The organism is Bradyrhizobium sp. AZCC 1577, assembly GCF_036924575.1.
GTDB lineage: Bacteria > Pseudomonadota > Alphaproteobacteria > Rhizobiales > Xanthobacteraceae > Bradyrhizobium.
In genome coordinates, this window is sequence record NZ_JAZHRQ010000001.1 from 2,018,755 (window position 1) to 2,042,775 (window position 24,021).

Here is a 24,021-nt window from a genome sequence, read left to right on the forward strand (position 1 = left end):
CAAAGGAGACCACTTATCATGAATAAGACCTTGAGCGCTTTAGCCATGATCGCCTCGCTAATGACCGCGCCGGCCGCATTCGCCGGCGAGCGCACAGTCATCTTCGCAGTCGACAACATGACGTGCGCCTCATGTCCCTACATCGTGAAGACCTCGATGACGGCGGTCCCCGGCGTCGCGAAGGTCGCCGTCTCGTTTCAAGCCAAGACTGCGACCGTGACCTTCGACGACGCGAAGACGAACCCCGACGCCATCGCAGCCGCCAGCGTGAATGCGGGCTATCCCGCGCACCTGAGGCAGCAGGGTGGTTGAGATGAACGACCACACGCTGACTCGCGTTGGCGTGGCGGGCGCCATCCTCGCCGGGATCTGCTGCGCGGCGCCGCTTCTGGTCGTAGGCCTGCCCTTAGCCGGTTTTGGCGCGTGGCTGGCGGGCGCGGGTCTGGTAATCATTCCCTTGATGCTCGCGGCAATCGCTCTCATCGCATGGGGCATCCATCATCGCCGGGCAACAGCTGCGGCCCGTAAGTCCAAGGTTCACGAGGAAAGTGTGAAGCCATGAACGATTGCTGCGCGTCCTCATCCCCTCGAAACAAGGCTCCGGCTTCGACATCCGCTACGCTGCCAAGCCACGCCGTACGGCCAGGCGTGACGTTTCCGGACTGGTCGGTGGTCACATCGCCGACGGTTCAAGAGGCTCTGCAGGCCATGGTCAGAACCGACCATGTGTTCGATCGCTGGAGCGGCTACGATCCCGCCACCGACCGCGTTCGCGTCGCGCTGCTCCAACTCTATGCCGAGGATGGACGAGCCCCGACCCCAGGCGCGCTTGCAGAGCGCGCGAGGCTGAACGAGACCGCCATTCGTCCGCTGCTCGAGGAACTCCGCGGTCGCGACCTCGTCGTGCTCGATAACGAACGGATCGTCGGCGCCTATCCCTTCACTGACCGGGACACCGGCCACCGGGTCACGCTGGACGGACGTGTTCTCAACGCCATGTGCGCGGTCGATGCGCTCGGCATCGGCGCCATGACCGATCGCGACATCACGATTGCATCGCGCTGCCGCCATTGTGGCGCGCCGGTCGCGATCGCTACCCGGGATTGGGGGCGGGCGCTCGCCCAAATCGAGCCGGGGACGGCCGTCATGTGGCAAAGCATCCGCTATGAAGGCGCGTGCGCCGCGAACTCACTCTGCGCGACAACGGCCTTCTTCTGTTCGGACGACCATCTTGCCGCTTGGCGCCGCGAGCGTTCCTCTAACGAGCCAGGATTCCGGCTGTCAATCGAGGAAGGGTTGGAGGCTGGTCGAGCTCTCTTCGGACCGAGCCTCGCTGGCCTCGAGACGACACCACGAGCGCCGGCCGGCCCGGCCTCGAAGATCGGCGCACCGGCAGACCGTCATGTCCGCGCGATCGGTCACAATAATGGCGCCTACGATCTCGTTGTCATCGGCGCTGGCTCGGCCGGCTTCTCGGCTTCGATCGCCGCCGCCGATCAGGGCGCGCAAGTGGCGCTCATCGGCAGTGGCACCATCGGCGGCACCTGCGTCAATATCGGGTGCGTGCCGTCAAAAACCCTGATCCGCGCCGCCGAGACGCTTCACAACGCGCGCGTGGCAGCTCGTTTTGCCGGCATCACGGCCGAGGCCGACCTGACAGACTGGCGCGGCACCGTTCGTCAGAAGGACGCCCTCGTTTCCGAGCTGCGCCAGGCCAAGTACACGAACCTGCTCCCTGCTTACAACGGCATCGCCTATCGTGAAGGGCCGGCGCGCCTCATAGATGGTGGTGTCGAGGTGGGCGGCGCGCGGATTTCGGCTGCTAAGATCATCATCGCGACCGGCGCGCGGCCGGCCGTACCCGCCATCCCAGGTATCGGGACCGTACGCTATTTGACCAGCACAACTGCGCTCGACCTTGAGGAGTTGCCGCGATCGTTGCTCGTTATCGGCGGTGGCTATATCGGCGCGGAGCTCGCTCAGATGTTCGCCCGCACTGGCGTCAAGGTGACGCTCGTGTGCCGGTCACGCCTGCTCCCTAAGGCAGAGCCTGAGATCAGCGCGGCGCTGACGAGGTATTTCGAAGATGAGGGCATTACCGTGGCTTCCGGCGTCGCCTACCGTGCGATCCGGAAGATCGATAAAGGTATTGCGCTCGATATATCCCGCGACGGTCAAGATACAACGATCGACGCCGATCAGGTGCTGATCACCACCGGCCGCACGCCCAACATCGAAGGCCTTGAACTCGCCGAGCACGGCATAGCCCTCACGCCGAAGGGCGCCATCGTCGTCGATGACCGCATGCGCACCACCAAGGCCGGGATCTATGCCGCGGGCGACGTCACGGGGCGCGACCAGTTCGTCTACATGGCGGCCTATGGGGCCAAGCTCGCCGCCAAGAACGCCCTCAACGGCGATAGCTTGCGTTACGATAACGCTGCGATGCCGGCCATCGTGTTCACCGATCCACAGGTCGCCAGCGTAGGGCTGACGGAATCCGCCGCGCGCGCGGCCGGCTACAATGTCCGCGTCTCCACGATCCACCTCGATCAGGTGCCTCGCGCACTCGCTGCGCGCGACACGCGCGGACTTATTAAGCTCGTCGCCGACGCCGGCAGCGACAAGCTCCTCGGCGCCCACATCCTGGCGCCCGAGGGCGCCGACAGCATCCAGACCGCGACACTGGCAATCTCATGCGGCCTGACTGTGCAGCGGCTCGCCGAGACGATTTTCCCGTACCTCACCACCGTGGAAGGCTTGAAGCTTGCTGCGCTCTCGTTCAACAAAGAGGTGGCCAAGCTGTCGTGCTGCGCGGGGTAAGAAACCATCGAGCCCAGAGCGCCATGGCATTCAAGGAAAAGCCCTTCAGCAGTGCCGCCGATGCGCGCATGGGCAAAGTTGCACCGATGACCACGAGGCTGAAGCCAGGAAATCGAGCGCGCGACCCGCGAACACCCCATCCGATCACTTATGGAAAGATTCTCCGTTCTTAGACTGGCGAGCTATCGACTGAGATCGTCAGTTGCCAAGCTATCTGCACTCGGCAACGATTTTCCTCCAGATTGCTTACTCGCATGACAGTGCGCTCGGCTTTGTCACAGATGGGCGTGCCGACCCGCATCTCCTAGGCATCTCCTAGGTGGGCCGTGGTCACGCCGGCGGAGCGTCCCGCCGCCAGCCGTCACGGCAGTGCCGCGCAGCCTCGCTTCCGCAGTCAGTCGGGCATATCAGGCGCGCTGTTGATGATAGCCTTCCGGTCTGCCGCTGGTCGTTTGCGGCACGTTCAAAATCGCCTATGGCCTCGCACTGCTATTCTCGTTCCGCCACATCAAGCCCACTAGAAGAGGCCGCCCGATGTCGCAAGTGATCGATCAATGTTGCGCGACATCCGTCTTGTCGAGCGCAGCGCGGACGGTGCGCGCCAGTTTCACGGCGTCGTCATTGGCCCAGAAATGGATGAAGAACATCCGCGGCTCTTCGTCGAGCATGTGACTGTGGATCGCCGTCACGTCGATATCGCCCGATCGCAGCGCCCGGATCAGCGGATTGACCTCGTTGCCGGTCACCAGGAAATCGCCTGTTATAGCCGCTTTACCGCCGCCTGTCGGCTGAAAGTTGATGGCGTTGGCGCCGCCGAGCGCGGTGTTGACCTGCATTCCGCTTTCTTTGGCCGGCTCGCGTCGCGGAATGCCGAACTGGTAGACGCCGCCGGTCGCAGTGCCCTTGGCCCGCATGATTTCGTCCAGCTTCGCGGTATCGAGATCGACCGTCGGAGCCGCCCCCGCCGTCGCAGCGGGCGGATCGAACGATGTCTTGCTTCCCGTCGACAGTGCCGCGCGGATCGCAGCGGCCATCTTCTCCGGATCGCCGTGACCGGCCACGTGCATGTAGAACGTCGCGGGAGAGGCGCGAAGGATGTGATTATGGATGGCCGTGATCTCCAATCCGCTGTCCAGCAGCTTGGTCATGACCGGCGTAATCTCGGTCTCGAGCAGGACGAGATCGCCCATGACCATCGCCTGGCCGTGCATCGGCGCGAAGGCCACCCAACCGCCGAGCGCTAATGCCGGTTTGATTGCGATGCCGTCCAGCGTAACGTGGAGGTCGGATCGTGGCAGTCCATAGCGGTGAACTTCACCACTCACGGCGGCGGTTTTGCCTAACGCCGCATCCACCTTCTTCCAGTCAATCTCAGCAGCGCGTGCCGGCAACGACAGCAACAGCGCTGCGCCCAGCGTGAATACTATGAGGGGATGTTTCATAGTTTCCTCCTATCTACGCCCGAAACTTTGGGCCGCACAAAGCGGATTCCGGCGACACGATGAATCGCGGCTGAGCTATGATGAGTCTTTTGATGAGACGGAGACGTACAGACATACGTGCGCCCTCGTAAAACGGGACGCGATACTTGGGCATGTCGCCTCGTGGGGGGATCGCCTGCCCCCATGCTCCGAATAGAACGCTTGCGACTTACGCTGTCAATGCGTTCCCAGATGATCAGCGCGGGCTTGAATTAACAACAGCGTGAAGACGATCTTTGTCAATTCTTTCGACGGGTGCGACGGCTCCGCCGGATTCCAGCAAAGAGGAAGGGCGGATCCAAAACTGCCAATAAAATAAACGGCAGACCTCTTGCCGGCAACGGCTTGCCGGGACGAGAGAGCCAGTCTCTAGCGCCGCTCTTGGATTTTGCCGCTGCGGTCGACGACGATGGATACTTCCTTGCCGTTTTTCGTCGCCTTGACGGACGTACCTTCGGCGGTGGATTTGATATCTCGAATTTGCGAATAACCCGCGGCTTCAAGCTTGGCTATAAGCTCCTGCTCGGTCAGGGCGTGGGCAGGCGACAAGGCGCTAACCATCACAAGAGAACAAAGGACCGCTTGAAAGACTGCTCGGGCCGACATGATCTGTGCTCCCTATGCTGGTGCGAACCACAAAAACATGCTCGGAGATGCTTCAACGCTTATTCGAGACAGCGGTTCCGCTCTCAGAGCCATGTCGTGCCGCGCGGCGTGATCCGCGCCCTTATTTTTCGGTCCTCCATCCGCCCAACAGAAACACCTTGCGTGCTCTGCGGTTGTGCCCGGCCTGCGATTGGACGTCCGATAGATCGACGCCATAGCGCTTCATCAGGAATTTGATGGCCGCTCCCAAGAGCAAGAACGGCGTTACATAGATCGCGAGTACCTCAAGTGCCCACATGGCTACTCTCCGCGATTGGTCGACCTCGAACCTCGGGTCATGGGCTTCATCGGCAAGACATCCCGTCGCTTATCTCGCCCCAGAAGCCACATTGCGTCACCGACGGTAGAGCGACCGAATGCCCAGTGCTGTAGATCAGCATGGTGGCCGACCCGATCAGTATCAGCAGGGCCGCCGCGATCACCGTGAGTAATATCCGATCCATGATCACCAAATGAAGCGGCAGTGGCTTTCGTTCCAGCATACTTGGGTATAGCCGGCGAGCGCTCCGTGCTCAGAGAACACTCTCGGCCGCCGCCGTTGACGGTCTGTTCCGATCGGGAAAGAGATTGCCCTTTTCTGGAAAAGACTTTCCGGACACGGAACGTCCCGTGACCGTAGTCTAACGGGGAATGAAAAGGGCCGGTTCGGTGCTAATGCTGGCGGCAGAGCCGGGGGTGCGAATTTCAGTACCGACAAGCATACTTCGATCCGGTGGGCCGCAGAGCGATCTGCGGCCATTCCGTTTGCACTGCCGCACAATAATGCCCGTCCTGCCCTTTAGATTGATCCTAGATCTCCCATGGGATTTTTGGAGGCGTCGACCACAGGCTTCCCCAAGCCTTGTGTTCACTTTTGTACCGTCATCGGGAACTGGCCCCCTGTTGAAACGTCATGCTTGGGTCTCTAGCGGCAGGGAAGCGAGCAGTGCCAGGAAGCGAGTATCTGATCAGACAAGCAGCGACACTGATCAAGTTCGCGAAAGTTATCAGCGATCCTGATGTTGCCGCCGGCCTCATCGAGAAGGCAGCCGACCTCAAATCCAAAGCGGAGGAGAAACCGGAGATCGTCAGAACTCCGCCGCTCAGAGATTGAGCACGAAGGTTGATGGCTGCGGCGACCACGGCCGCCTCCTGCAATGTGGCAAGAGGAATCCCGGAATGAATGACGCCATTCCTGTTCTCGTGGTCGAGGATGAACCGGCCGTGCAGAGCTTCATAGAAGAAGTCCTGTCAGACGGCGGCTTCGAAGCTGACTTTGCTGAATGCGGGTGAGGAGGGCGTTTCCGCAAGGCTGACCGCAGATACCGTGCGCTGTTGACCGACATCAACATAGGTAGATGCATAACCGGCTGGGACGTGGCGCGACAGGTTCGCGAGATCGATCCGGATCTCCCGATCGCCTACATGACTGGCACCAGCGCGGAGGAATGGAAATCGCGCGGTGTTCCAAACAGCATCCTCCTGGAAAAGCCCTTCGCACCCGCTCAACTCCTCACCGCGGTTTCTCAGCTTCTTAATACTAGCACGACATCGCTGTGACCGATCGGCTCAAGTCGAGAAACCGTCGACCAGTATTCGGCACAGGTTGATCGCTGCAATCTCCTTGGGATCGCGGTCAATTACCGTCGTAACTGCTGCGGTGGCGCTTCCCAGCCTTGCCTTCCTGCGGATATCGGCGGTGTTAGTACGGTGCAGAAAATTAACCTTTGGTGCACACCAGACAGCGATCGTAGGTTGATGACCGGGAGTTGTCTCCGTGAATGCGACTGCGAAACCTATGTGTGTCCCTTGCGGCGTCGACCGCAAGCTGACCGTCCGGGTGCCGGTTACCGACGAATACGTCATAACCTCCTACGAATGCCCGAACTGCACGACGGTACTGCGCCTAGTAGAGTTCTGCGACTCGATTGAAGATGGGCCGGCTGCCCGCTATTAATGCGGGCTCCGGTGCGCCTAGGTGACCGACGGCCTTAACCGGAACAACCTGGCACGACAGTGCTGCGGGCGCCTCGCGCTGACCCCCGTAGTCTAAGGCGAGGGCGACATCTACTTTTACCTGAACGTGGATGGACGCCGAGAAGAAGAACGTCAGATCACCGTCGACGATCTGACGGCGGTCGCGGGTAGCGAACGCTTCGCACTGATCAAACCATCGGGCAGCCTTAGCGCTGGTGACCGAGCCCGATGCCGAGCTGGTGCGCCTTCGCCCTCAGTGCGGGGACCGACCGCTTCATCTGCTTGGAGATCTTGGCGATCGGCGTCCTGGACTTCGAGTGCGCCTTCAGAGCTTTCACGTCCTCGCGGGTGTACTCGCGCCGCATCACTTTCTTGGCCTTCGGCATAGTTCCTCGCATTGTTGTTTCAATCCCCGCCTCGCATCGAGCGGCCTCGGTTCGAAGTGTCTGAAGCTTGGACCGAGGCCGCCTGGAGCCCGCCGATCATGCTGCTGCCGGCAGGTCGACACCATGAGATCGGCCGCACCATCGGGGGCTGGTGTGGTGGCGGGCCGTCCCACCGGATGCGCCCGGTCCAAGGTTATGACCCGGGACGCACGCGGTAATGACCGCTCCCGGCGAACGTTCCGCAAACGATCAGGCAAACGCCCATGCAAATGCTCGCGTTGACAGCCACAGATTCGCCGCTGGCGCTTCGCAGCGCCTGAGCGCTGTCCCGCACAGGGAGTGGGACGCTGGGACAGGCTTCTGCCCACGGCTTTGGGATCATCTCGATATTGAAGGCGAGCGTGGCCTGGAAAAAATAGCTAGTCGGGTTGTCGATGCAGACTGTTTCGCTTATCTCATCCACAGTGATGGGGATGGGGTTCCCCCGATAACCGCCATTTTGGCTGATGACTCCTACTGAGCGCGGGAGCGCAGGTAGGAGCATGTGCAAATGACCCCTCAACTCATTCTTGCGGTAGGCGCCGGTGGCGCACTCGGATCAGTCGCGCGGTATTTGGTCGGCGTCGGATCGGGAAGATTATTCGGAACAGACTTTCCTTGGGGCACGCTCGTAATCAACGTGACCGGCTCATTTTTGATTGGTGCGTGCGTCGGCCTTTTTGCAGCCAAATGGGATTTGTCGCAGGTAATGCGGATATTCCTGACGGTCGGCGTCTGCGGTGGCTACACGACTTTTTCCACATTTTCTCTGGACACCTACTACCTGATTGAACGTGGACAGACGTTGGCATCATTTGCTTACATGGTGACTTCGGTGACGCTGTCCGTTGGTGCCCTGATCGCGGCGCTGCGATTTGTTAGGGCACTTGTATGAAAAATCTTCTGCTCTCCTGGGTATTTTGGGCGCTGCTTTCCGCAGGATTCGCGGCCCTAACAGCCATCTTCGCAAAGATCGGTATCGAGAACGTCAATTCGGACTTTGCGACGTTTATTCGCACCGTTGTCATCCTGTTAGTGGCAGCACTGATCGTCTACGCCTCCGGGAATTGGCAGCAGCCGTCCAGCGTATCCCCAAAAACGTGGCTGTTCCTCTTCCTATCGGGTGCCGCTACGGGCGCTTCTTGGATTTGCTACTTCCGCGCCTTGAAGCTCGGGGATGCCGCGCGCGTTGCTCCGATCGACAAGCTCAGCGTCGTCTTCGTGTCAGTTTTCGCAGTGCTCTTCTTGGGTGAACGGCTTGCGCTGCCAAATTGGCTCGGTGTGATTTTGATCGCGTGCGGTGCCGTACTTGTTGCCTATCGAGCCTAGGGGAGACGGCGTCGCATCGGCTAAAACTGTTCTTGAATTGACCGAACTGGTTCAGAGCCACAAGAGCCCAAAAGCAATCGTCAGGACCGTGAGTGGCGCACCCACCTTGAAATAGGCCCAAAAATTTAATTCCACGCCTCGCGCCTTGGCACGCTGCGCGACAATGAGATTGGCAACAGAACCGACCAATGTAAAATTCCCAGCCAGCGTCGCCGCCATCGCGACTACAAGCCAAGCACGTTGCGGATCTTGTAAGTTCGGAACGAACGACTTGAGGAGAAGCACGGCCGGAACGTTGCTAACCAGGTTGGACAGCACCGCCGTGAGGCTGGCCAGGATGGTTGGGTTGTCGAGGTGCTGGCGGGCGATCGCAGCGCTGACATCGGCTGTGATGACCGCTTTCTCGAGCCCGCCGATGACGACAAACAATCCGACGAACATCACAAGAAGCGGCCAGTCGATCTCGATATAGACCTTTTCAGGTCTCACGCGCCGCGTCAGCAGCAGAAACGCACCACCCATTATAGCCACCTTGGCGACTGGCTGGCCGAAGAAGAACAGCACGACCATAACCGCCATAACGACAAGTGACTTCGCCAACAGCGGGCCATGATAGCGGGCTGAGATGTCGATTTTGTCAAACCGGTCAGGCGTAAGGAATTCACTTCGATAGGATAATGCGATGAGAACAGAGGTGACCATGAGCCCGATGACTGCGACCGGCACAAGCGCCGCAGCGAAATCGCCGTAAGGAATACCTGAGAGGCTTCCAATGATAATGTTCTGGGGATTTCCCGTGATAGTTGCCACACTACCGATGTTAGATGCGGTCGCGACCGCCAAGAGGTAGGGAATAGGGTTTCGCTTTAGCCGTGTCACGAGTTCGAGCACAAGCGGGGTCATCACCAAGCAGATCGTGTCGTTGACCAGGAACGCTGAAAGAATCCCGGAGGAAAAAATTACCGTTCCAAGCAACGTTATCGGCCGTCTAACGTAGGCCGCGGTCCAGTAGGTGATGACGCGAAAAAATCCCGAAAGCCGGAGATTGGCGACGACGATCATCATGCCAAGCAGCAACACGATCGTATTGAAGTCGACCGCTCGATACGCTTCTTCGAGCGACAATACGCCGGTGGCGACCATCAAACTGCCGCCCAGCAGGGCCGCCCCAGCCCGGTCGATCCGGTATACGGGTAACTTGCCGAGGGCCATGACGGCGTAGGTTGCAAGAAAGATCAACCATGCAGCAGCACTCGTTGTTTCAGGCATCCAGTTCATTCCGCCCATCAAGCCTTCGCCTGTGAGCCATGTCTCAAATGGGTCAAACGTGAGGCTTTCGCGATGTCTGCGGGACCTCCGCGTTCGTCCGAGGATAGCGACCGAAGAGAGACATGGCAGCAGTCCGAAAAGTGCCACCTTGCGGATTTTCGTGCCGCACAGGTAGGCGATTGACGCCGCCTAAGTCTTGGACCGGAGCCTGGTTCTACCTTGCGACTAAGCCGCTTGCGCTTTCTTTGTAGCCGTGGGTTTGGTCCCCTTCGCCTTCACCAGAGCGGCGTGATCGGCGCTTGTCTGATCGGCATAGGCCGTCGCGAAGGACGCGATCGCGTCATCGAGCGCGTCGCTCTTGCCACTGTAGCCAGCGATCGCGGCCGGATCGCCAGAGCGCGCATGGGCACGCGCGAGCGTTCGACCGCATAGCTGGGCATAGTCGGAGAGTGCCTCGCCTTCGCTGATTTCGCTGACGGCGCCAAGCCTGCGGTTTTTCAGCGTCCGAACATAGAACTGACGGCCGGTCTCATTGTCCTGCGTAGCACCCAGGAAGATGTCGCTGGCGGCCTGCATCATCTGCTGGCCCTCCACAACCCGACGGCCTTGATTTCCGTTGTAGGCATGCTTGCCGCCGAGCCGTTCCAATACCGATCGCTGCGCTTGTTTGACCTGCAAGAACAAGGGCTCGTTGTCGTCGGTCATGAACAATGCCACGCAGCAGAATGTGCCGACGGATCCGACGCCCACCGCCTTGAAGGCGAGATCCTTCATTGTGAAACGGTCGAGCAACCGCTGCCGATCAGGATTGAGGCCTTTACGATAGGCAGCGAACACGCGCTCGACACCAAGCCGGTGTCGCGGGTCGGCCTTGGGATCGAGATGGAAAATGGTAGGGGGTTTATCGACGATCTTCGGATGATCGCCGCTGACCAGATGCGGGAAATTATCGTCCTTCGCCAAGCCCCTGCCACGCGCCTTAGCGATCACGCCAGCGAGCTGGCGCCGCAGATCACTATTGCCGATCCGCTTGATCTCCTGTTCGAGGTCGACCCGGCTGTGCCAGATCTCCAGCGGCGACAGCTTGGCAAGTGCGGACATGTGCGACCGATAAGCCTTGACAGTCGCAGCCGCAACCACGCGGGCCTGTTTCTTGCTTGTGCCCGAGGCCGATGCCGCTACCGCTACGCTCGCTGCGAGACGCTTCAGATCGACGGTGAAATCGACGCCAGGCAGCGTCTCATCAAAATCGTTCACGTCGAACAGGATATTGTCCTCGGGAGTAACGAAGGCGCCGAAGTTCATCAGGTGGCTATCGCCGCCTGCCTGCACCGGTACTCCGGCCACTGGCTGGGCGGCCAAGTCCGTCGCCATCACCGCCGCGGCGCCGCGCAGGAAGGCCAACGGGTTATGCGTCATGCGCGCGTAACGCTCCGGCACAAGCTCCGGAACGCGATCCGGATCGCTCTCGGCGAGAATTGCAACGGCATTGCGCGACATCGATCCCTTAAGGTCGGCATGTGCTTCTCGCGGCGTCTCGCGTCGGAGCGCTTTGCCCACTTGAAACCGTTCGCTACGCGTACCCAAAGTGACCGTCATCTGGAAGTGCTCCAATGAAGGACAAACGGTATATGAAGCCGCCTAGTTGTCCGCAAGCCGCAAGCGTGGCTGTGCGGGACGCCGGTCCGGCCCTGGCCTCCCAGGAAGCGGAAGGCAGCGCGCCTTGTATCTCGTGCACAGCCACAGTCGTTAAGCGGGCGATCTATCAGGCCTGCCTGCTACGGTCCGACCGATCATCATGACGACCATGGCCGCAGTCCTCCGCTGCATGACGGCCATAGTGTCCGACTTGCGTTCCACGGAAGCGACCGGGGGCTCGAATGGGGGTGTCATAGCCTTCAAGGCGTGGAGCTCCAGCACGAAAAGACTCGCGCTGGTACCGACTTATCCTAAGCGGCCTCTTCGGAAGGACGTGGACAGCCTCTAGCGCACGCAGCGAACTCATGAGAGCATCGACGCGATGGTCTGTATGTGGTCAGCTCCCGCGGCTACAAGCTCTGCGTAACTGGTGCGGCCCTGCGCCGCTGCTGTTAATATGCATTCAGCGAGATAGGCTTTCGCGGACACGTTGCAGAACTCTGCAGGCACCCTCAACATTACCTCCTCAAGAGCGATCCGCATTAGTGCAACAACTTCAACATCGAATTGCGGCATGTGGCTCTCCGTTTTCCAACTCAGGATGCCCAGGTCCTGCAGACTTAGGTCGCTGACGTTTGTGATCCAGAGGCCCCTCTGATGCACTTTGTCGACCGGACTGGTTGAAGCCTTGAGCGAGGACGCGGCAAAATCAACTCAATTGAGCGATAGGATTTGTGAAATTTAGGTAAGGACTACATGTGCGACGTGAAGGTCTCTCGTCAAAGATCGACGTTTCATTCCGTTCTTAGGCCAATTGGAGATCGATTTCCTCCGATCGAGCCACGTCCTCGGGATACTCCAGCTCATGAAGAGAGCTCTGAGCCAAACAAGCGTGGCTGCGCCAAAGCCGGTACAATTCTAGTCAGGCAAGTCTCATTCACACACAACCATTCCTACGGCCCACAGTACGGGCGTTTCCGGATCTTGACTTTGAACTGCAAAGCTCTGAGCCTTTCTTGTCGCGGCCCGCTCTGCCTACTGTCCTGATGGTCGCGCCATTTTTGGAAGCACCTATGCAAACAAGTGATCGAAGGCTACACGGCAGCAGCCTCTGAACTTATCGATCGTTTCAATGCGATCTCTTCTTCGGACCTCTTCAAGCCTGTGATCGATCTGCTACCCCTGTCCAGCGTGCGTGTCGTCGACATCGGAGCGGGTCGATCGAGACTCGACTGTCGTCGAAACGCTTCGAGTCCGAGGCGACGCCCCATCTCCTGCATCCGATCGATCAGTTCGTCATCAGTGCCGCGGTCGGGGTGGAGGGATGCGCGCAGCGACCGCCGGCTCAATTCCTTGAACGGATGGACGGCGAGCTTGGCCGCGGCGGCCTTCCGCGCCCCTGTTCGGTCGTATCGGCCCGCGAGGAGGTGGCGACGAGAACGAGAGCCGATGAATCCTGAGTAAGCCTGGCCACCTCACGGGCGACGTAACACCTCATGGGCGACGTAACCACCGAGCGAGAAGCCGATCAGGATGAAGCGGCCCGGAGCCGCTATCAGACGATGCGCCATCGTCCGGACGCTGTCGTCGCGGCCAATGTCGGCATGAAAATTGGATGGAAATCCTCCATCTCCTGCCCCCACATCTCCTTGTCGAGCATGAACCCCGGTTCGGTCATTTAGGAGACGGCAACATACATATGAACGTCATGCGTCCGCATTCTGCTGGCACACCTTCGCCTTCGGAAGCGAATGACGTCGCCGCAATCGTCTATGACATCGTGGGCTCGTTAGGGGGAACCTTTTCTGCCGAACATGGTATCGGCGTGGCGAAGCTGGAGTATCTTGAGCGGAGACGCTCGGAGCCTGAACTCCACTTGATGCGTCAGATAAAGAGAGCGCTGGATCCGGCAAATCTGATGAATCCAGGCAAAGTGCTGAAACTCGGCTAGGCTATTCACGCACTTGCTGTCTAGGGTTGCCGTCCGTCTCAACCACTGCGAGGGGGCGGAGGGCCAATGGAAATTTGTTCAATGGATTGTATTTGACCCATTATTTGCTAAATCAATGATCCTAGGCTTGCTCAGAGTTCGTCATGAATCTCAGATCCGTCGATCTCAACCTTTTGGTCGCTCTCAACGCTCTTCTCACGGACCTTCACGTAACCCGCGCGGCTGACAGGATTGGCCTTAGCCAGCCGGCCATGAGCAATGCGCTCTCTAGGCTACGTCACATCTTTAAGGACGAGCTTCTGGTGCGCACGGCCAACGGGATGCAGGCCACGCCACGCGCGATCGAACTGGCGGAGCCGGTGAAGCGGCTTTTGCGGCAGCTAGAGCGCCTTCTAGACAGCGAAGCCGCTTTCGATCCGACCACGACCACACGAAGCTTTTCCGTCAGGTTGTCCGACCTTCTCAGCCGTCTTCTCCTTCCGGCCGTCGGAAAAGCCATCGAAACGACGGCGCCCTTCGCGCAGCTCGACGTCGTGCACTACTCGCCGACGCAGACGGTCGAGGCTCTCGAGAAGGACGAGATCGACCTGGCGATCAGCATGGGCTTGGCGCATTCGAATTCCATCAAGTCGGTCGTGCTGATGAAAGACCGGATGGTGTGCGTCATGCGCGAAGGACACCCTTTGGCGCAGCGACCCCTGACGATGGAGACGTTCCTCCAGGCGACGCACCTCAAGGTCTCGATGTCGCCGACCGATCTCCGCTTCGTGGACGACGTGCTCGCCCGGCAAGGGTTGACCCGCCGGGTCGCGGTGAACGTCCCGCACTGGCTGCTCGTCCCGCACGTGCTGCGGGATTCCGACCTCCTGTCGGTCATGCCACGTCGCCTGGCCTTCGCGATGGTCGCGGAAGATCTCGCGATCCGGGATTTGCCGTTCGCCTCCGACCCCTTCGAATGGTCGATGTATTGGCACCGAAGGCACGACGCCAGTCAGGACCTGAATTGGTTGCGTTCGATCTTCGTTGATGCCGCGCGGGGCCTTCCCGAAAGTGACTGAGCGGGCCCGGGCAAGCTACTATTCGAACGCCGCTGCACCGAGAAGAGCGGATCGGAAACGGTCCTTGAGATAGGAGCCGTTGCGCGGCGGCATAACGCGCGGCACGGGACTCGCGTCGATCTTCACTTGGGCGAACAGGGTACTCTCCTTCTGGCGGATCCGTCCGCAGAGCCTGTCGACGTCTTCCTCGGAACGGACCATATGGGATTCGCCGATGCCGAAACCGGAGGCGACGGCGGTCAGATCGACGCCCATGCCCGTATGGGTGGGTTGCGCCCCGGTTTCGAAGTAGCACTCGTTGTCGAGTACAACGATGCTCAGATTCGTCGGCTTCTGTGTCGCGATCGTGGCCAGCGCACCGACCTGCATCAAGATCTCACCGTCTCCGGTGATGACCAGGACCTCGCGAGCCGGCTGGGCGACCGCGACGCCGAGACCGACCATCGCGGCGGCACCCATCGCGTTCCAGAGCGGAAAGGTCAGCGGATGATCGCCGGCGGCGGCGCAATCCCAAACGGTCGAACCGACTCCCGCGATCACCAGCCTGTCTCCCCGATCAGCGAGGAGCTTCTCGACCACCCACCGGCGCTGAAGTCTGCTGTCTTCGGGCATGAAAGGCGCTTTCAGTTGTTGAAGGATTTGGCGCCGAGCATGCTCTGCTCGACCAGGAGCACGACGCGCTCGTTGCCGCTGAACGCGTGCTGAAGCGCGGCCCTCATGGTGTCGCCGGCGCGAGAGGCGTCCGTGAGGTTGTAGATGCTGAACCCGAACAGCTCAAAGCATCCGCGGGTCGCCTTTCCCATCGGGACCTGCCACGGATTGAACTCACCCCAAACGCCGCGCATGGTCACGACCATGACGGCCGGGAACGTGCAGGTCGTCAGCAGGGAGAACATGTTCACGCAGTTGCCCACTCCGCCGCACTGCATGAGGAGGGCGGAGCGATCGCCGCCGAGCCAGGCGCCCGCGAGCAGCATGACGCCTTCCTCTTCGGTCGTGAGCGGGATGGCGCGCATGGAGGAGTCCTCCCGACACAGGTCGATCAGCGGTGCAAGCGATCCGTCGGGCAGATAGGGCACTTGCTTGACGCCGAAGTCCTTCAGCGCCCGATAGACCTGATCCGTCCAGGAAGTTTGTGGGGGATACGACGTCGGAGAGTCGGAGTTCCTAGTGGAAGTCATGTTTGGTTCGGACTCTCTGCACCGTTTCGGCCTCCTCGGCTGGCGGGGAGGGTTTGGGCCAACATAGGAGGGCGGCCATTCGGTGGGCCAATCGATATTTCCCATGGGTCAATCCGCCCCATGAATGATGCCATATCGAAGCGCGATTAGCGTAGCGCTGGACACAGGCCGAGGATCGGGCTGCCTAAGGGCATCGACGATCCAGGAGCTTCCATGAGCGCGACTTCGAAGGACTACAAGCTCCCGTGCGGTTCTGTCGTCATCACGGACCACGTCACGGATTGGTCCATCGCCCGCGAGGTACTGGGCGACGCGCTCGGTGATCAGTTGAACGCCGAAACCAGAGTGGCGGTCGTTTGGCGCCATCGGGTCGACGATGCGTTTCTGGACGCGCACCCACGGATTCGCGGGGTTGTCCGCTACGGCGTCGGATTCGATAACATCGACTTGGAGGCCGCGTCGCGGCACGGCGTGGTCGCCTGCAACAATCCGACCTACGGCGTCGACGAAGTAGCGGATACGGCTGTTGCGATGGCCTTCGCGCTAGTTCGCGGCATCCTCAAATACGACGAGATTGCTAGGAAATTGCCCTCTAACTGGCAGCAGAACGTACAAGCCACGATTCGTCGCACGAACCGGACGACGGTCGGTATCGTCGGGGCCGGGCGGATCGGGAGTGCCGCTCTCCTGAAATTCAAGGCGCTCGGGTTCCAAACTCAATTCTTTGATCCCTATGTGCCCTCCGGTTTCGAGAAGGTGCTGGGAAGCAGACGAGCGGAAACGCTCGCAAGCCTGTTGGAGGAGTGCGACGTGATTTCTCTCCACACGCCGCTCAATGCCGAAACGGCTGGCTTCGTCGATCGCAGGTTCGTCGAAGCAATGAAGCCGGGCGCCATCCTGATCAACACGTCACGAGGCGGCGTCGTTCGAGAGCTCGACGTGATAGCGGACGCTCTAGAAGGCGGTCGTCTCGGCGCTGTGGGATTCGACGTAATGCCGGAGGAGCCGCCTCAACCGAATAACCGCTTGATCAAAGCCTGGCACGGTCGATTGCCGTGGATCGTCGGCCGATGCATCATCAACCCTCACACAGCGTACTACTCCGTCGAGTCCCAAGCCGAGATGCATAGGTTCGCGGCCGAGACGGCCAAACGCATTCTGCTCGGAAATTGGCCGCCGAACGCGCTCAATCCGGAGATTCGTGAACAATGGCTACTGGTCTAACGTCCGAACGCGCGCGGTCGTCGATGTCGCTGCGGATTTCTTCCATGCTCCTCGTCGGCCCTGGGACGGCCGAAGATGTCTACCTATACGCGGCCGGATCCGCGCTATCGGTCGGTGCAGCCAAGACCTTCGACAGCGCGTCGCTGATAGGCATAGCCAGAGTGTTGCCCCGGGGAGGAATTGGTCGGAGGAACCACTTCGCGTAGATCTCCTTCATCTTCGGGCTCTTGAAGAGATCCGCAATCGCCTTGTCGACGACCGTCTTGAACTCGGGATCGTCGCGCCTCATCATGAAGCCATAAGGCTCAAGAGACAGCGGCTCCTGAGATATCTGATAGGCAGATGGATCCTTCGAGCCGCTGACGAAGCCGGCGAGGATCACGTCATCCATCACGAAGGCCATCGCTCGGTCCGTTTCGACGGCCAGGAAGGCTTCCGCGTGATCCTTCACCGCAAGGATGTTGATGCCGAGGTTCCTCGCGGCGTTCAACTCGGTCAATTGTTTGATGTTCGTCGTGCCCGATACCGAGACGACAGTCTTGCCCTTCAGGTCGTCGAACCTGGCCAAGTTCTGGCTCTTCTTCGCTACGAAACGATTTGAAGTGACGAAGTGGGTTACGGAAAACGACACGTGCCGCTGGCGCTCAGTGTTATTTGTGGTCGCGCCGCATTCCATGTCGATCGTCCAGTTGGCGAGCAAGGGAATGCGATTCGACGAACTCACCGGCACGGGAGCGATCTTGAGATTGTCGACGCCCGCGGCCTTCGCAATGGCGGGGAGGATTTCTAGACAGATATCGGCGGAATAGCCGACGACCTTCTGATCTTGGTCGTAGTAAGAAAAGGGAATGAGGCTTTCTCTGTGACCGACGGATATCGCGCCCCGCTCTTTGATGGCTTTGAGCGTGGCGGACGAGGTTTGAGCGCTCGCGACCGACAGAGCACCACTTCCGACGAGCGCGATGATCGCATACTTCAATGTCTGCCGAATGTGCATCGTCCCCTGCCTCCTTTGCTAGGTTGCTTTGCTGCTCGTCGAGGCTAGGGGTGGCGGGGGATGGGCAGTAATGGATATTTGAAATGGCGTCATTTGTCCGTTGGATGGGGGCCGAGGAGACCGTCAGGCGGCTGGCAGAGGTCGGTTGCCCGCCGGTGAAGAGCTGACGGCGACCATTCACGCCGTCAATGTCGAAAGACATTTTCGCGATTTCCACGATTGCGTCCGGTCCCCTTAAATATGCGCGCGCCACTGGAGCCGAGGGGGTTTTCGCGGCCCGCGTGCAAGACGGTGATTTCAGGCATGTCGAGCGATAAAGAACAAGCGATCAGGCCTTGGCAACGGGACATCTACTCGGTGTTCAAGGCTGCGAACATCCAACACGTTTGCCATGTTCCGGACGGCGGGCACCGTGGGCTGATCGATCTCTGCACGGACGATGCGGAGATCGGCACCACCGTGCTCACGACCGAGGAAGAGGGCGTCGGCCTGGCGGCCGGGCTATTCCTCGGTGGACAGCGCAGCGTGCTGCTGATGCAATCTTCGGGGGTCGGTAATTGCCTGAACCTCTTTACGCTCGCCGAAAATTGCCGCCTCCCGCTCGTTCTCCTAGTGACCATGCGCGGGGAGTTCGCGGAGTTCGTGCCTTGGCAGATCCCGATGGGCAAGCGAGCCGGCGCCGCTCTGGAATTGATGGGTTTCGACGTCTTCCGTGCGGAAGACTCCGCCACAGTCGGGGACATCTGCGCCGGCGCGATCGATCAGGCGTTCTATTCCAGCCGGTGCACCGCCGTTCTGCTCTCGCAGCGGCTGATCGGCCGGAAGAACTGGTCGAAATGACGATAGTCCGGGCGGATGATGAATTCAGAGGTTCAAGATGATCGAGCGTCGTCCAGCAGTCGCGGAATTGCTCAAGGATCGCGGAAACGCACTCGTCGTCGCGGGCCTGGGCTCGCCGGTCTACGACGTGTTCGCCGCAGGCGATCACGACCTGAACTTCTATGATTGGGGCGCCATGGGTTCGGCCGCTATGGTCGGATTGGGCCTCGCATTGTCGCGTCCGGAGCGGCCCGTCATCGTCTTCACCGGAGACGGCGAGATGCTGATGGGGCTCGGGGCGTTTTCGACCATCGCCCAACACCTTCCGACCAATCTCTCGATTCTCGTTCTCGATAACGAACAATATGCCGAGACCGGGATGCAGAAGACCGCCACCGGTTTCGGCACCGACTTGGCGGCGGTCGCCCGCGCTTGCGGAATCCAGAACGCGTCGGAGCTCACCGGTCAGAACGAAATCGCGACGCTGCGGCCTAAGCTCTATGGGCGGGCCGGCACGTTGGTCGCTGTGCTTAAGATCAAGCCGGGAGATCAGCCCCGCACGGTGCCGGAGCGGGAGGGAACCCTCATCGCTTCCCGATTCATGCGGAGCCTGCTTGCCGATGATCAACGGCGAGTCTGACACCGTGCGCGCCACGGCCGAATGTCGGTGACGGCCGGTGACCCAGCCGACGTCGGCGGTGCACCAGTAGATGTCGCCGTCCCTGAAGAATCGTGACCGACCTTGGGATTAAGGTTGATCAGGCAGGCCGCGATCGTATGAGCATCTCTGACGTTGTCGGGATTCGAAGCCAGGCGCGAAGCCCCTGACGCTGCTAGACCTAATGGTCCTAAGAGGAAGGATGCCATGTCTGCTATTCAAATCGTCTGCGCGGTGGCCGTCCCCTTGTTATGGGGTTATCAATTCGTGGCCATCAAAGTGGGCGTTATTGAATTTCCGCCTCTCTTTTTCCTCGCACTGCGCTTCCTCGCCATCGCGCTGCTCCTTATTCCATTCGTCAAAAGGCCCACACGTCAACAGTTCGGCCCTATCGTAGCTATTTCGGGTTTCCTTGGAGGACTAAACTTCGGGCTCCTCTATGTTGGCCTTGGGCTCGGCTCGGGAAGCATGTCGGCCATCGCGTATCAACTCGCCACGCCCTTCACCGTCCTGTTAGCTTGGCCCCTGCTCGCGGAGAGGCCGTCTCTAACTACGTCCGCCGGCGTAGTGCTTGCATTCGTCGGCGTGGTCGTGTTGGCAGCGGGCCCTGGCCTGTCGGCAAACGCGCTTCCGCTCCTGCTTGTGGTCGGGGCAGCCTTCGCGTTCGCGGTGTCCAACGTCCTGACGAAGCGTTACGGCCCTTTCAGCCCTTTGATGTTGATGGGGTGGTCGTCGCTGCTCACGGTGCCACAGGTCATGCTAATGTCGTTACTGCTTGAATATGGACAAGTGGCGAGCCTTATCACAGCGGATGAACGTGGTTGGCTGGCACTCGCCTATACAATTTTCATCGGAGGAATTGTTGGGTATGGCCTTTGGTTCTGGCTGATCGGCCATTGCTCCATGAACCGTGTCGCACCATTCGGCTTGCTGCTTCCGGTATTCGCCATGATTTCGAGCGTGTTGTTCCTTGGCGATCGTTTGACCCCAAAGTTGATTGTTGGTGGACTGCTCGCGCTCTCCGGCGTCGCCATTACACAAGTGAGACCAAGCGCTCGATCAATGTGAACTCAGAAATCGCGTCATGTGACTTCCAGGTTTGGCCCATCCTTGTTGCGCCTGCGCAAGAGTGGTCGCTATCGGAGCGAAGCAGGCATGTCCGAAACCAATGAGCACGCGCAGACACCTCCATCGTTACGCTCAACCTTCCTTGGCGTCCTGCTTGATCATGTCGGCGGCCTTCTCCGCGATCATGATCACCGGGGCGTTCGTGTTGCCCGATACGATCAGCGGCATGATCGAGGCGTCGATCACCCGCAGTCCGTCGATGCCGTGGACGCGCAGCCTATCGTCGACCACGGCCATCGCATCCGAGCCCATCTTCGCCGTGCCGACGGGATGATGGATGGTGCCACCCTTGCGCCGGGCGAAATCCAACAATTCGTCGTCGCTCCGAGCGTCGCCGCCAGGATCGACCTCCTCGGCGATATAGCGGGCGAGCGCCGGAGCCGCCGTGATCCGGCGCGCGATCTTCATGCCTTCCACCAAGCACTCGCGATCGGCTTCCTTGCTCAGGAAATTCGGGCGAATCGCTGGCGCGGCGAACGGATCGGCCGATTTGATGTGGATGCTACCACGGCTTTCGGGCCTCAGCGGAGTCGGCCCGATCGTCAGCCCGGGCTCTCGATCGAGGATCCGCTTGACCGGATCTTTGAAGCTGGCGTGCGCGATCGTGTACTGGATGTCAGGAGTTTCCAATTCGGGGCGCGATCTAACGTTGCCGTTCACGATGCCGGCCGACGTGGTCAGTACGCCGCGACGCGTGAGGGCATATCTGAAGATCTCCTTCAGGAGAGGAAGTCCGTGAGAGCGCTCGTTCAGGGTCCGTGCTCCGATGACACGCCACACCATCCGGATGATGTAGTGGTCCTGGAAGTTCTCTCCGACGCCGGGCAGTGCGTGCAGCACGTCGATGCCGTGTTCCCGGAGGACGTCCGGTCTACCGATCCCGGAGAGCTCGAGCAATTGCGGGGACTGGACCGCGCCGGCGCAGAGGAGGACCTCGCGCCGCGCCTTGGCTATTAGGTCTGACGAGCCCTTGCGATAGGCCACCCCGACGGCGCGCTTTCCGTCGAAGATGACCTTGGTCGTGTGCGCACCGGTCGCGACGCGGACGTTCGGTCGCTTCATGGCCGGCTCGAGAAATGCTCGCTTGGTGGACCATCGGACGCCGTTCTTCTGCGTGAGCTGGAAGTAAGCGAAGCCGTCCTGCTTTCCGCACGTGTAGTCCGGATTGCGGGGGTAGCCGCACTCGCCGGCGGCCGCGATCAGCGCGTCGGTGATCTCAGCGAATTCGTACTGGTCGCGAACATTCAGCGGACCGTCTTTTCCGCGCCAGGCGGCGGGGGCGCCCTCCCAATTCTCCGACTTACGAAAGTACGGCAGCACGTCGTCCCAAGACCAACCTCGATTGCCGAGCTGCGCCCAGCCGTCGTAGTCGCGGGACTCGCCTCGGACGTAGAGCATGGCGTTGAGCGAACTCGTTCCACCCAGAACCTTGCCGCGCGGGATCGGGAAGGGGCGCTGATAAGTATAGGCCTCGGGCTCGGTCTGGAAGCGCCAGTTCACAGCGGGCATGTCGATCGTTTTCACGTATCCGACGGGGACGTGGATCAGGATGTTCCGGTCCGGACCGCCGGCCTCGAGCACGAGGACCGACACGGATGGATCTTCGCTCAGCCGCGATGCGACCGTGCAACCCGCCGAGCCGGCGCCGATCACGATGTAGTCGAATTCCATGTGCCTACCTTCGCGTTCCCTCCCATCGATTGGCCGCAGGAGCACGTCAATGTCCAATTCGTTTCGCCAATTGTATCATTGGCTTGGTCGATGGGATCGAGTTCGCGGCTTTCGGCCATCACTCTCGTGAATGGCCCCATACCAAACTTCAGTTGGCGGGGTGGGGACGTCTTCCAGCATTTTCCAATGCGGCGCGTCGCATGACGATGCCCACAGCGGTTCTTCAGGAGGAAAAGCGGGTGCGACGTTTTGAAAATCTCATCGGTGGCAAGAAGGTCGCGGCGGCATCCGGCAAGTGGCTGCCGAGCCTTGATCCCTATCGCAACGAGAACTGGTGCGAGATTCCCGATAGCGGTCCGCAGGACGTCGAGGCCGCCGTCGCCGCCGCGAAGACGGCCTTCCGTTCTTCCGGCTGGACGGGACTGTCGGCAACCGCCCGCGGCGCGCTGCTCCGGAAGGTCGGTGATCTGATCGCGACGAATGCCGAACGGTTGGCGGAACTTGAAGTCCGCGATAACGGGAAGCTGATCAACGAGATGTTGGTGCAGCTCAAAACGATCCCGCAGTGGTTCTATTACTACGGAGGCCTGGCCGACAAGGTCGAAGGCGGCGTCCTGCCGATCGACAAGCCTGACCACTTCGTGTTCACGACCTGGGAGCCGCTCGGCGTGGTAGCGGCAATCACTGCCTGGAACTCGCCTTTGCTGCTGCTGACCTGGAAACTGGCCCCGGGCTTGGCTGCCGGCAACACCTTCGTCATCAAGCCGTCCGAATACGCAAGTGCCTCGACCGTCGCTTTCGTCGAGTTGTTCGAAGAGGCGGGCTTTCCGGCAGGCGTCGTGAACGTCGTCTGCGGCACCGGCCAGCAGGTCGGCGCGCCACTCGTCGCTCATCCCGACGTGGCGAAGATCGCGTTCACCGGGTCGGATGCCGCCGGCAAGGCGATCAACAAGGCAGCCGCCGGCGACTTGAAGCACGTGACGCTCGAACTCGGCGGAAAATCGCCCAACATCGTCTTTGAGGATGCGGGCCTGGAGGCCGCTGCGGCGGGCGTGGCATCGGGCATCTTCGCGGCCGCGGGACAGACCTGCATCGCGGGCTCGCGGCTGCTTCTTCAGCGCTCGATCTACGACACCTTCCTGTCGAAGGTCAGGGCCATGGCGGAGGGCGTCAAGGTCGGAGATCCCCTCGATCCTGACACCCAGATGGGGCCGCTCGCGAACCTTCCTCACTACGACAAGGTAATGACCTGCATCGCCGACGCCAAGAAGGAGGGCGCTGTCGTCGCCTTCGGCGGCAACGCGATGAAGCATCCGGCCGGAGGGTTGTTCGTGGAGCCGACGATCTTCCGCGACGTCGACAACGCCACGCAACTCGCGCAGCGCGAGATATTCGGCCCGGTGCTTGCCGTCATCCCGTTCGACGACGAGGCGGACGCGCTCCGGATTGCCAACAACTCGAAATATGGCCTCGCAGCGGGCGTTTGGACCAAGGACATGGGACGCGCATTCCGCATGTCCAAGGGACTTCAGTCCGGAACGGTCTGGGTGAACACCTACCGCGCCCTCAGCTTCATGGCGCCGTTCGGCGGCGTGAAGGACAGCGGTCTCGGTCGCGAGAGCGGTCAGGAGATGATCAAGAGCTACATGCAGCCGAAGACGGTATGGCTCAACAATTCCGCTGAACGCCCGCAGAATCCCTTCATCATGAGATTGACCTGAGGAGCGCAATTCTTCGCGGCGACATT

General features: G+C 60.4%; 26 protein-coding genes and 1 riboswitch. Of the genes, 15 read left to right on the plus strand and 11 right to left on the minus strand.

Annotated features, from left to right (window positions below; all coding sequences use genetic code 11):
* The first annotated feature begins 18 nt into the window (after positions 1–18).
* Genes V1278_RS09430 through merBA form a run of 3 tightly spaced genes read left to right on the plus strand, consistent with a single transcriptional unit; the run spans position 19 to position 2,823 of the window.
* The gene (locus V1278_RS09430) at positions 19–312 is read left to right on the plus strand and encodes a cation transporter (RefSeq protein ID WP_334380455.1); all 294 of its coding nucleotides are present in this window, start codon (positions 19–21) and stop codon (positions 310–312) included.
* Between the two features lies 1 nt (position 313).
* The gene (locus V1278_RS09435) at positions 314–562 is read left to right on the plus strand and encodes a mercury transport protein (RefSeq protein WP_334380456.1); all 249 of its coding nucleotides are present in this window, start codon (positions 314–316) and stop codon (positions 560–562) included.
* Positions 559–2,823, plus strand: a complete 2,265-nt coding sequence (gene merBA, locus V1278_RS09440; protein ID WP_334380457.1) for a bifunctional organomercurial lyase/mercury(II) reductase MerBA — start codon at positions 559–561, stop codon at positions 2,821–2,823. Before V1278_RS09435 ends, merBA begins: the two co-directional genes overlap by 4 nt.
* A 551-nt stretch (positions 2,824–3,374) precedes the next feature.
* Here the strand turns inward: merBA and V1278_RS09450 are convergent.
* The 3 genes from V1278_RS09450 to V1278_RS09460 all read right to left on the minus strand — a co-directional run bounded on the left by V1278_RS09450 (position 3,375) and on the right by V1278_RS09460 (position 5,208).
* Positions 3,375–4,265, minus strand: a complete 891-nt coding sequence (locus V1278_RS09450; protein ID WP_334380458.1) for a DUF1259 domain-containing protein — start codon at positions 4,263–4,265, stop codon at positions 3,375–3,377.
* Positions 4,266–4,673: 408 nt separating this feature from the next.
* The gene (locus V1278_RS09455; RefSeq protein ID WP_334380459.1) at positions 4,674–4,910 is read right to left on the minus strand and encodes a PepSY domain-containing protein; all 237 of its coding nucleotides are present in this window, start codon (positions 4,908–4,910) and stop codon (positions 4,674–4,676) included.
* A 121-nt stretch (positions 4,911–5,031) separates the two neighbouring features.
* Positions 5,032–5,208 carry a hypothetical protein gene (locus V1278_RS09460; RefSeq protein ID WP_334380460.1) on the minus strand — a complete coding sequence of 59 codons (177 nt, stop codon included), beginning with the start codon at positions 5,206–5,208 and terminating at the stop codon, positions 5,032–5,034.
* Positions 5,209–5,895: 687 nt separating this feature from the next.
* On the opposite strand from V1278_RS09460, the gene V1278_RS09465 reads away from it, so the two are divergent.
* Positions 5,896–6,063, plus strand: a complete 168-nt coding sequence (locus V1278_RS09465; protein WP_334380461.1) for a hypothetical protein — start codon at positions 5,896–5,898, stop codon at positions 6,061–6,063.
* Between the two features lie 221 nt (positions 6,064–6,284).
* On the plus strand, positions 6,285–6,509 hold the full coding sequence (locus tag V1278_RS09470; protein WP_334380462.1) for a response regulator: 225 nt from the start codon (positions 6,285–6,287) through the stop codon (positions 6,507–6,509).
* 623 nt (positions 6,510–7,132) lie between these two features.
* On the opposite strand, the gene V1278_RS09475 is transcribed toward V1278_RS09470, so the two are convergent.
* Positions 7,133–7,312: a hypothetical protein gene (locus V1278_RS09475; RefSeq protein ID WP_334380463.1), complete on the minus strand. Its 180-nt coding sequence runs from the start codon at positions 7,310–7,312 to the stop codon at positions 7,133–7,135.
* Positions 7,313–7,772: 460 nt separating this feature from the next.
* A riboswitch (Fluoride riboswitch) is annotated at positions 7,773–7,835 on the plus strand.
* Between the two features lie 27 nt (positions 7,836–7,862).
* Here V1278_RS09475 and crcB point away from each other — a divergent pair.
* Entirely contained in the window at positions 7,863–8,246 is a 384-nt protein-coding gene (crcB, locus tag V1278_RS09480; RefSeq protein ID WP_334380465.1) for a fluoride efflux transporter CrcB, read from the plus strand.
* Positions 8,243–8,680 carry an EamA family transporter gene (locus V1278_RS09485; RefSeq protein WP_334380466.1) on the plus strand — a complete coding sequence of 146 codons (438 nt, stop codon included), beginning with the start codon at positions 8,243–8,245 and terminating at the stop codon, positions 8,678–8,680. The genes crcB and V1278_RS09485 overlap by 4 nt, the downstream gene beginning before the upstream one ends.
* Before the next feature lie 51 nt (positions 8,681–8,731).
* Here V1278_RS09485 and V1278_RS09490 read toward each other — a convergent pair whose 3' ends face one another.
* The 3 genes from V1278_RS09490 to V1278_RS09500 all read right to left on the minus strand — a co-directional run bounded on the left by V1278_RS09490 (position 8,732) and on the right by V1278_RS09500 (position 12,163).
* Entirely contained in the window at positions 8,732–9,967 is a 1,236-nt protein-coding gene (locus V1278_RS09490) for an anion transporter (protein WP_334380468.1), read from the minus strand.
* Between the two features lie 207 nt (positions 9,968–10,174).
* Positions 10,175–11,548, minus strand: coding sequence for a DUF2252 domain-containing protein (locus V1278_RS09495; protein WP_334380469.1), 1,374 nt, complete (start codon positions 11,546–11,548; stop codon positions 10,175–10,177).
* A 402-nt stretch (positions 11,549–11,950) separates the two neighbouring features.
* Positions 11,951–12,163, minus strand: coding sequence for a hypothetical protein (locus tag V1278_RS09500; RefSeq protein ID WP_334380470.1), 213 nt, complete (start codon positions 12,161–12,163; stop codon positions 11,951–11,953).
* 920 nt (positions 12,164–13,083) lie between these two features.
* On the opposite strand from V1278_RS09500, the gene V1278_RS09505 reads away from it, so the two are divergent.
* The 3 genes from V1278_RS09505 (at position 13,084) to V1278_RS09515 (ending at position 14,596) form a co-directional block, all read left to right on the plus strand.
* The gene (locus V1278_RS09505; RefSeq protein WP_334380471.1) at positions 13,084–13,269 is read left to right on the plus strand and encodes a hypothetical protein; all 186 of its coding nucleotides are present in this window, start codon (positions 13,084–13,086) and stop codon (positions 13,267–13,269) included.
* Between the two features lie 17 nt (positions 13,270–13,286).
* Positions 13,287–13,538 carry an FAD-binding oxidoreductase gene (locus V1278_RS09510; RefSeq protein WP_334380472.1) on the plus strand — a complete coding sequence of 84 codons (252 nt, stop codon included), beginning with the start codon at positions 13,287–13,289 and terminating at the stop codon, positions 13,536–13,538.
* A 143-nt stretch (positions 13,539–13,681) separates the two neighbouring features.
* Positions 13,682–14,596, plus strand: a complete 915-nt coding sequence (locus V1278_RS09515; RefSeq protein ID WP_334380474.1) for a LysR family transcriptional regulator — start codon at positions 13,682–13,684, stop codon at positions 14,594–14,596.
* Positions 14,597–14,614: 18 nt separating this feature from the next.
* Here the strand turns inward: V1278_RS09515 and V1278_RS09520 are convergent, their stop codons facing one another.
* Both V1278_RS09520 and V1278_RS09525 read right to left on the minus strand, forming a co-directional pair.
* On the minus strand, positions 14,615–15,208 hold the full coding sequence (locus tag V1278_RS09520; protein WP_334380475.1) for a thiamine pyrophosphate-dependent enzyme: 594 nt from the start codon (positions 15,206–15,208) through the stop codon (positions 14,615–14,617).
* Positions 15,209–15,219: 11 nt separating this feature from the next.
* On the minus strand, positions 15,220–15,675 hold the full coding sequence (locus tag V1278_RS09525; protein ID WP_334380476.1) for a phosphonopyruvate decarboxylase: 456 nt from the start codon (positions 15,673–15,675) through the stop codon (positions 15,220–15,222).
* A gap of 315 nt (positions 15,676–15,990) precedes the next feature.
* On the opposite strand from V1278_RS09525, the gene V1278_RS09530 reads away from it, so the two are divergent.
* On the plus strand, positions 15,991–17,001 hold the full coding sequence (locus V1278_RS09530; RefSeq protein WP_442894625.1) for a C-terminal binding protein: 1,011 nt from the start codon (positions 15,991–15,993) through the stop codon (positions 16,999–17,001).
* A gap of 79 nt (positions 17,002–17,080) precedes the next feature.
* Here V1278_RS09530 and V1278_RS09535 read toward each other — a convergent pair whose 3' ends face one another.
* A complete protein-coding gene (locus tag V1278_RS09535; protein ID WP_334380478.1) occupies positions 17,081–17,998 on the minus strand; it encodes an amino acid ABC transporter substrate-binding protein in 918 nt (305 codons plus the stop codon).
* A gap of 303 nt (positions 17,999–18,301) precedes the next feature.
* Between V1278_RS09535 and V1278_RS09540 the strand changes: the two genes are divergently transcribed.
* The 3 genes from V1278_RS09540 (at position 18,302) to V1278_RS09550 (ending at position 20,543) form a co-directional block, all read left to right on the plus strand.
* Positions 18,302–18,838 (plus strand): thiamine pyrophosphate-binding protein, encoded by a 537-nt coding sequence (locus tag V1278_RS09540; protein WP_334380479.1) that lies wholly within the window; start codon positions 18,302–18,304, stop codon positions 18,836–18,838.
* Positions 18,839–18,875: 37 nt separating this feature from the next.
* Complete coding sequence (locus V1278_RS09545; protein ID WP_334380480.1) at positions 18,876–19,457, plus strand: thiamine pyrophosphate-dependent enzyme; 582 nt, start codon at positions 18,876–18,878, stop codon at positions 19,455–19,457.
* A gap of 225 nt (positions 19,458–19,682) precedes the next feature.
* Entirely contained in the window at positions 19,683–20,543 is an 861-nt protein-coding gene (locus V1278_RS09550) for a DMT family transporter (protein ID WP_334380481.1), read from the plus strand.
* Between the two features lie 132 nt (positions 20,544–20,675).
* Here the strand turns inward: V1278_RS09550 and V1278_RS09555 are convergent, their stop codons facing one another.
* Positions 20,676–22,274, minus strand: a complete 1,599-nt coding sequence (locus V1278_RS09555) for a GMC family oxidoreductase (RefSeq protein WP_334380483.1) — start codon at positions 22,272–22,274, stop codon at positions 20,676–20,678.
* 200 nt (positions 22,275–22,474) lie between these two features.
* On the opposite strand from V1278_RS09555, the gene V1278_RS09560 reads away from it, so the two are divergent.
* Positions 22,475–23,995 carry an aldehyde dehydrogenase gene (locus V1278_RS09560; protein ID WP_334380484.1) on the plus strand — a complete coding sequence of 507 codons (1,521 nt, stop codon included), beginning with the start codon at positions 22,475–22,477 and terminating at the stop codon, positions 23,993–23,995.
* The last annotated feature ends 26 nt before the right edge of the window (positions 23,996–24,021 follow it).

Excerpts from the sequence above, each read along its gene's own strand:
- V1278_RS09520 (WP_334380475.1), bottom strand. The coding sequence starts at position 15,208 with ATGCCCGAAGACAGCAGACTTCAGCGCCGGTGGGTGGTCGAGAAGCTC.
- V1278_RS09530 (WP_442894625.1), top strand. The coding sequence starts at position 15,991 with ATGAGCGCGACTTCGAAGGACTACAAGCTCCCGTGCGGTTCTGTCGTC.
- V1278_RS09500 (WP_334380470.1), bottom strand. The coding sequence starts at position 12,163 with ATGCCGCAATTCGATGTTGAAGTTGTTGCACTAATGCGGATCGCTCTT.
- V1278_RS09505 (WP_334380471.1), top strand. The coding sequence starts at position 13,084 with ATGGGCGACGTAACCACCGAGCGAGAAGCCGATCAGGATGAAGCGGCC.
- V1278_RS09475 (WP_334380463.1), bottom strand. The coding sequence starts at position 7,312 with ATGCCGAAGGCCAAGAAAGTGATGCGGCGCGAGTACACCCGCGAGGAC.
- V1278_RS09450 (WP_334380458.1), bottom strand. The coding sequence starts at position 4,265 with ATGAAACATCCCCTCATAGTATTCACGCTGGGCGCAGCGCTGTTGCTG.
- V1278_RS09485 (WP_334380466.1), top strand. The coding sequence starts at position 8,243 with ATGAAAAATCTTCTGCTCTCCTGGGTATTTTGGGCGCTGCTTTCCGCA.
- V1278_RS09545 (WP_334380480.1), top strand. The coding sequence starts at position 18,876 with ATGATCGAGCGTCGTCCAGCAGTCGCGGAATTGCTCAAGGATCGCGGA.
- crcB (WP_334380465.1), top strand. The coding sequence starts at position 7,863 with ATGACCCCTCAACTCATTCTTGCGGTAGGCGCCGGTGGCGCACTCGGA.
- V1278_RS09515 (WP_334380474.1), top strand. The coding sequence starts at position 13,682 with ATGAATCTCAGATCCGTCGATCTCAACCTTTTGGTCGCTCTCAACGCT.
- V1278_RS09560 (WP_334380484.1), top strand. The coding sequence starts at position 22,475 with ATGACGATGCCCACAGCGGTTCTTCAGGAGGAAAAGCGGGTGCGACGT.
- V1278_RS09490 (WP_334380468.1), bottom strand. The coding sequence starts at position 9,967 with ATGGGCGGAATGAACTGGATGCCTGAAACAACGAGTGCTGCTGCATGG.
- V1278_RS09510 (WP_334380472.1), top strand. The coding sequence starts at position 13,287 with ATGAACGTCATGCGTCCGCATTCTGCTGGCACACCTTCGCCTTCGGAA.
- V1278_RS09430 (WP_334380455.1), top strand. The coding sequence starts at position 19 with ATGAATAAGACCTTGAGCGCTTTAGCCATGATCGCCTCGCTAATGACC.
- V1278_RS09435 (WP_334380456.1), top strand. The coding sequence starts at position 314 with ATGAACGACCACACGCTGACTCGCGTTGGCGTGGCGGGCGCCATCCTC.
- V1278_RS09535 (WP_334380478.1), bottom strand. The coding sequence starts at position 17,998 with ATGCACATTCGGCAGACATTGAAGTATGCGATCATCGCGCTCGTCGGA.
- V1278_RS09455 (WP_334380459.1), bottom strand. The coding sequence starts at position 4,910 with ATGTCGGCCCGAGCAGTCTTTCAAGCGGTCCTTTGTTCTCTTGTGATG.
- V1278_RS09550 (WP_334380481.1), top strand. The coding sequence starts at position 19,683 with ATGTCTGCTATTCAAATCGTCTGCGCGGTGGCCGTCCCCTTGTTATGG.
- merBA (WP_334380457.1), top strand. The coding sequence starts at position 559 with ATGAACGATTGCTGCGCGTCCTCATCCCCTCGAAACAAGGCTCCGGCT.
- V1278_RS09495 (WP_334380469.1), bottom strand. The coding sequence starts at position 11,548 with ATGACGGTCACTTTGGGTACGCGTAGCGAACGGTTTCAAGTGGGCAAA.
- V1278_RS09460 (WP_334380460.1), bottom strand. The coding sequence starts at position 5,208 with ATGTGGGCACTTGAGGTACTCGCGATCTATGTAACGCCGTTCTTGCTC.
- V1278_RS09555 (WP_334380483.1), bottom strand. The coding sequence starts at position 22,274 with ATGGAATTCGACTACATCGTGATCGGCGCCGGCTCGGCGGGTTGCACG.
- V1278_RS09540 (WP_334380479.1), top strand. The coding sequence starts at position 18,302 with ATGTCGAGCGATAAAGAACAAGCGATCAGGCCTTGGCAACGGGACATC.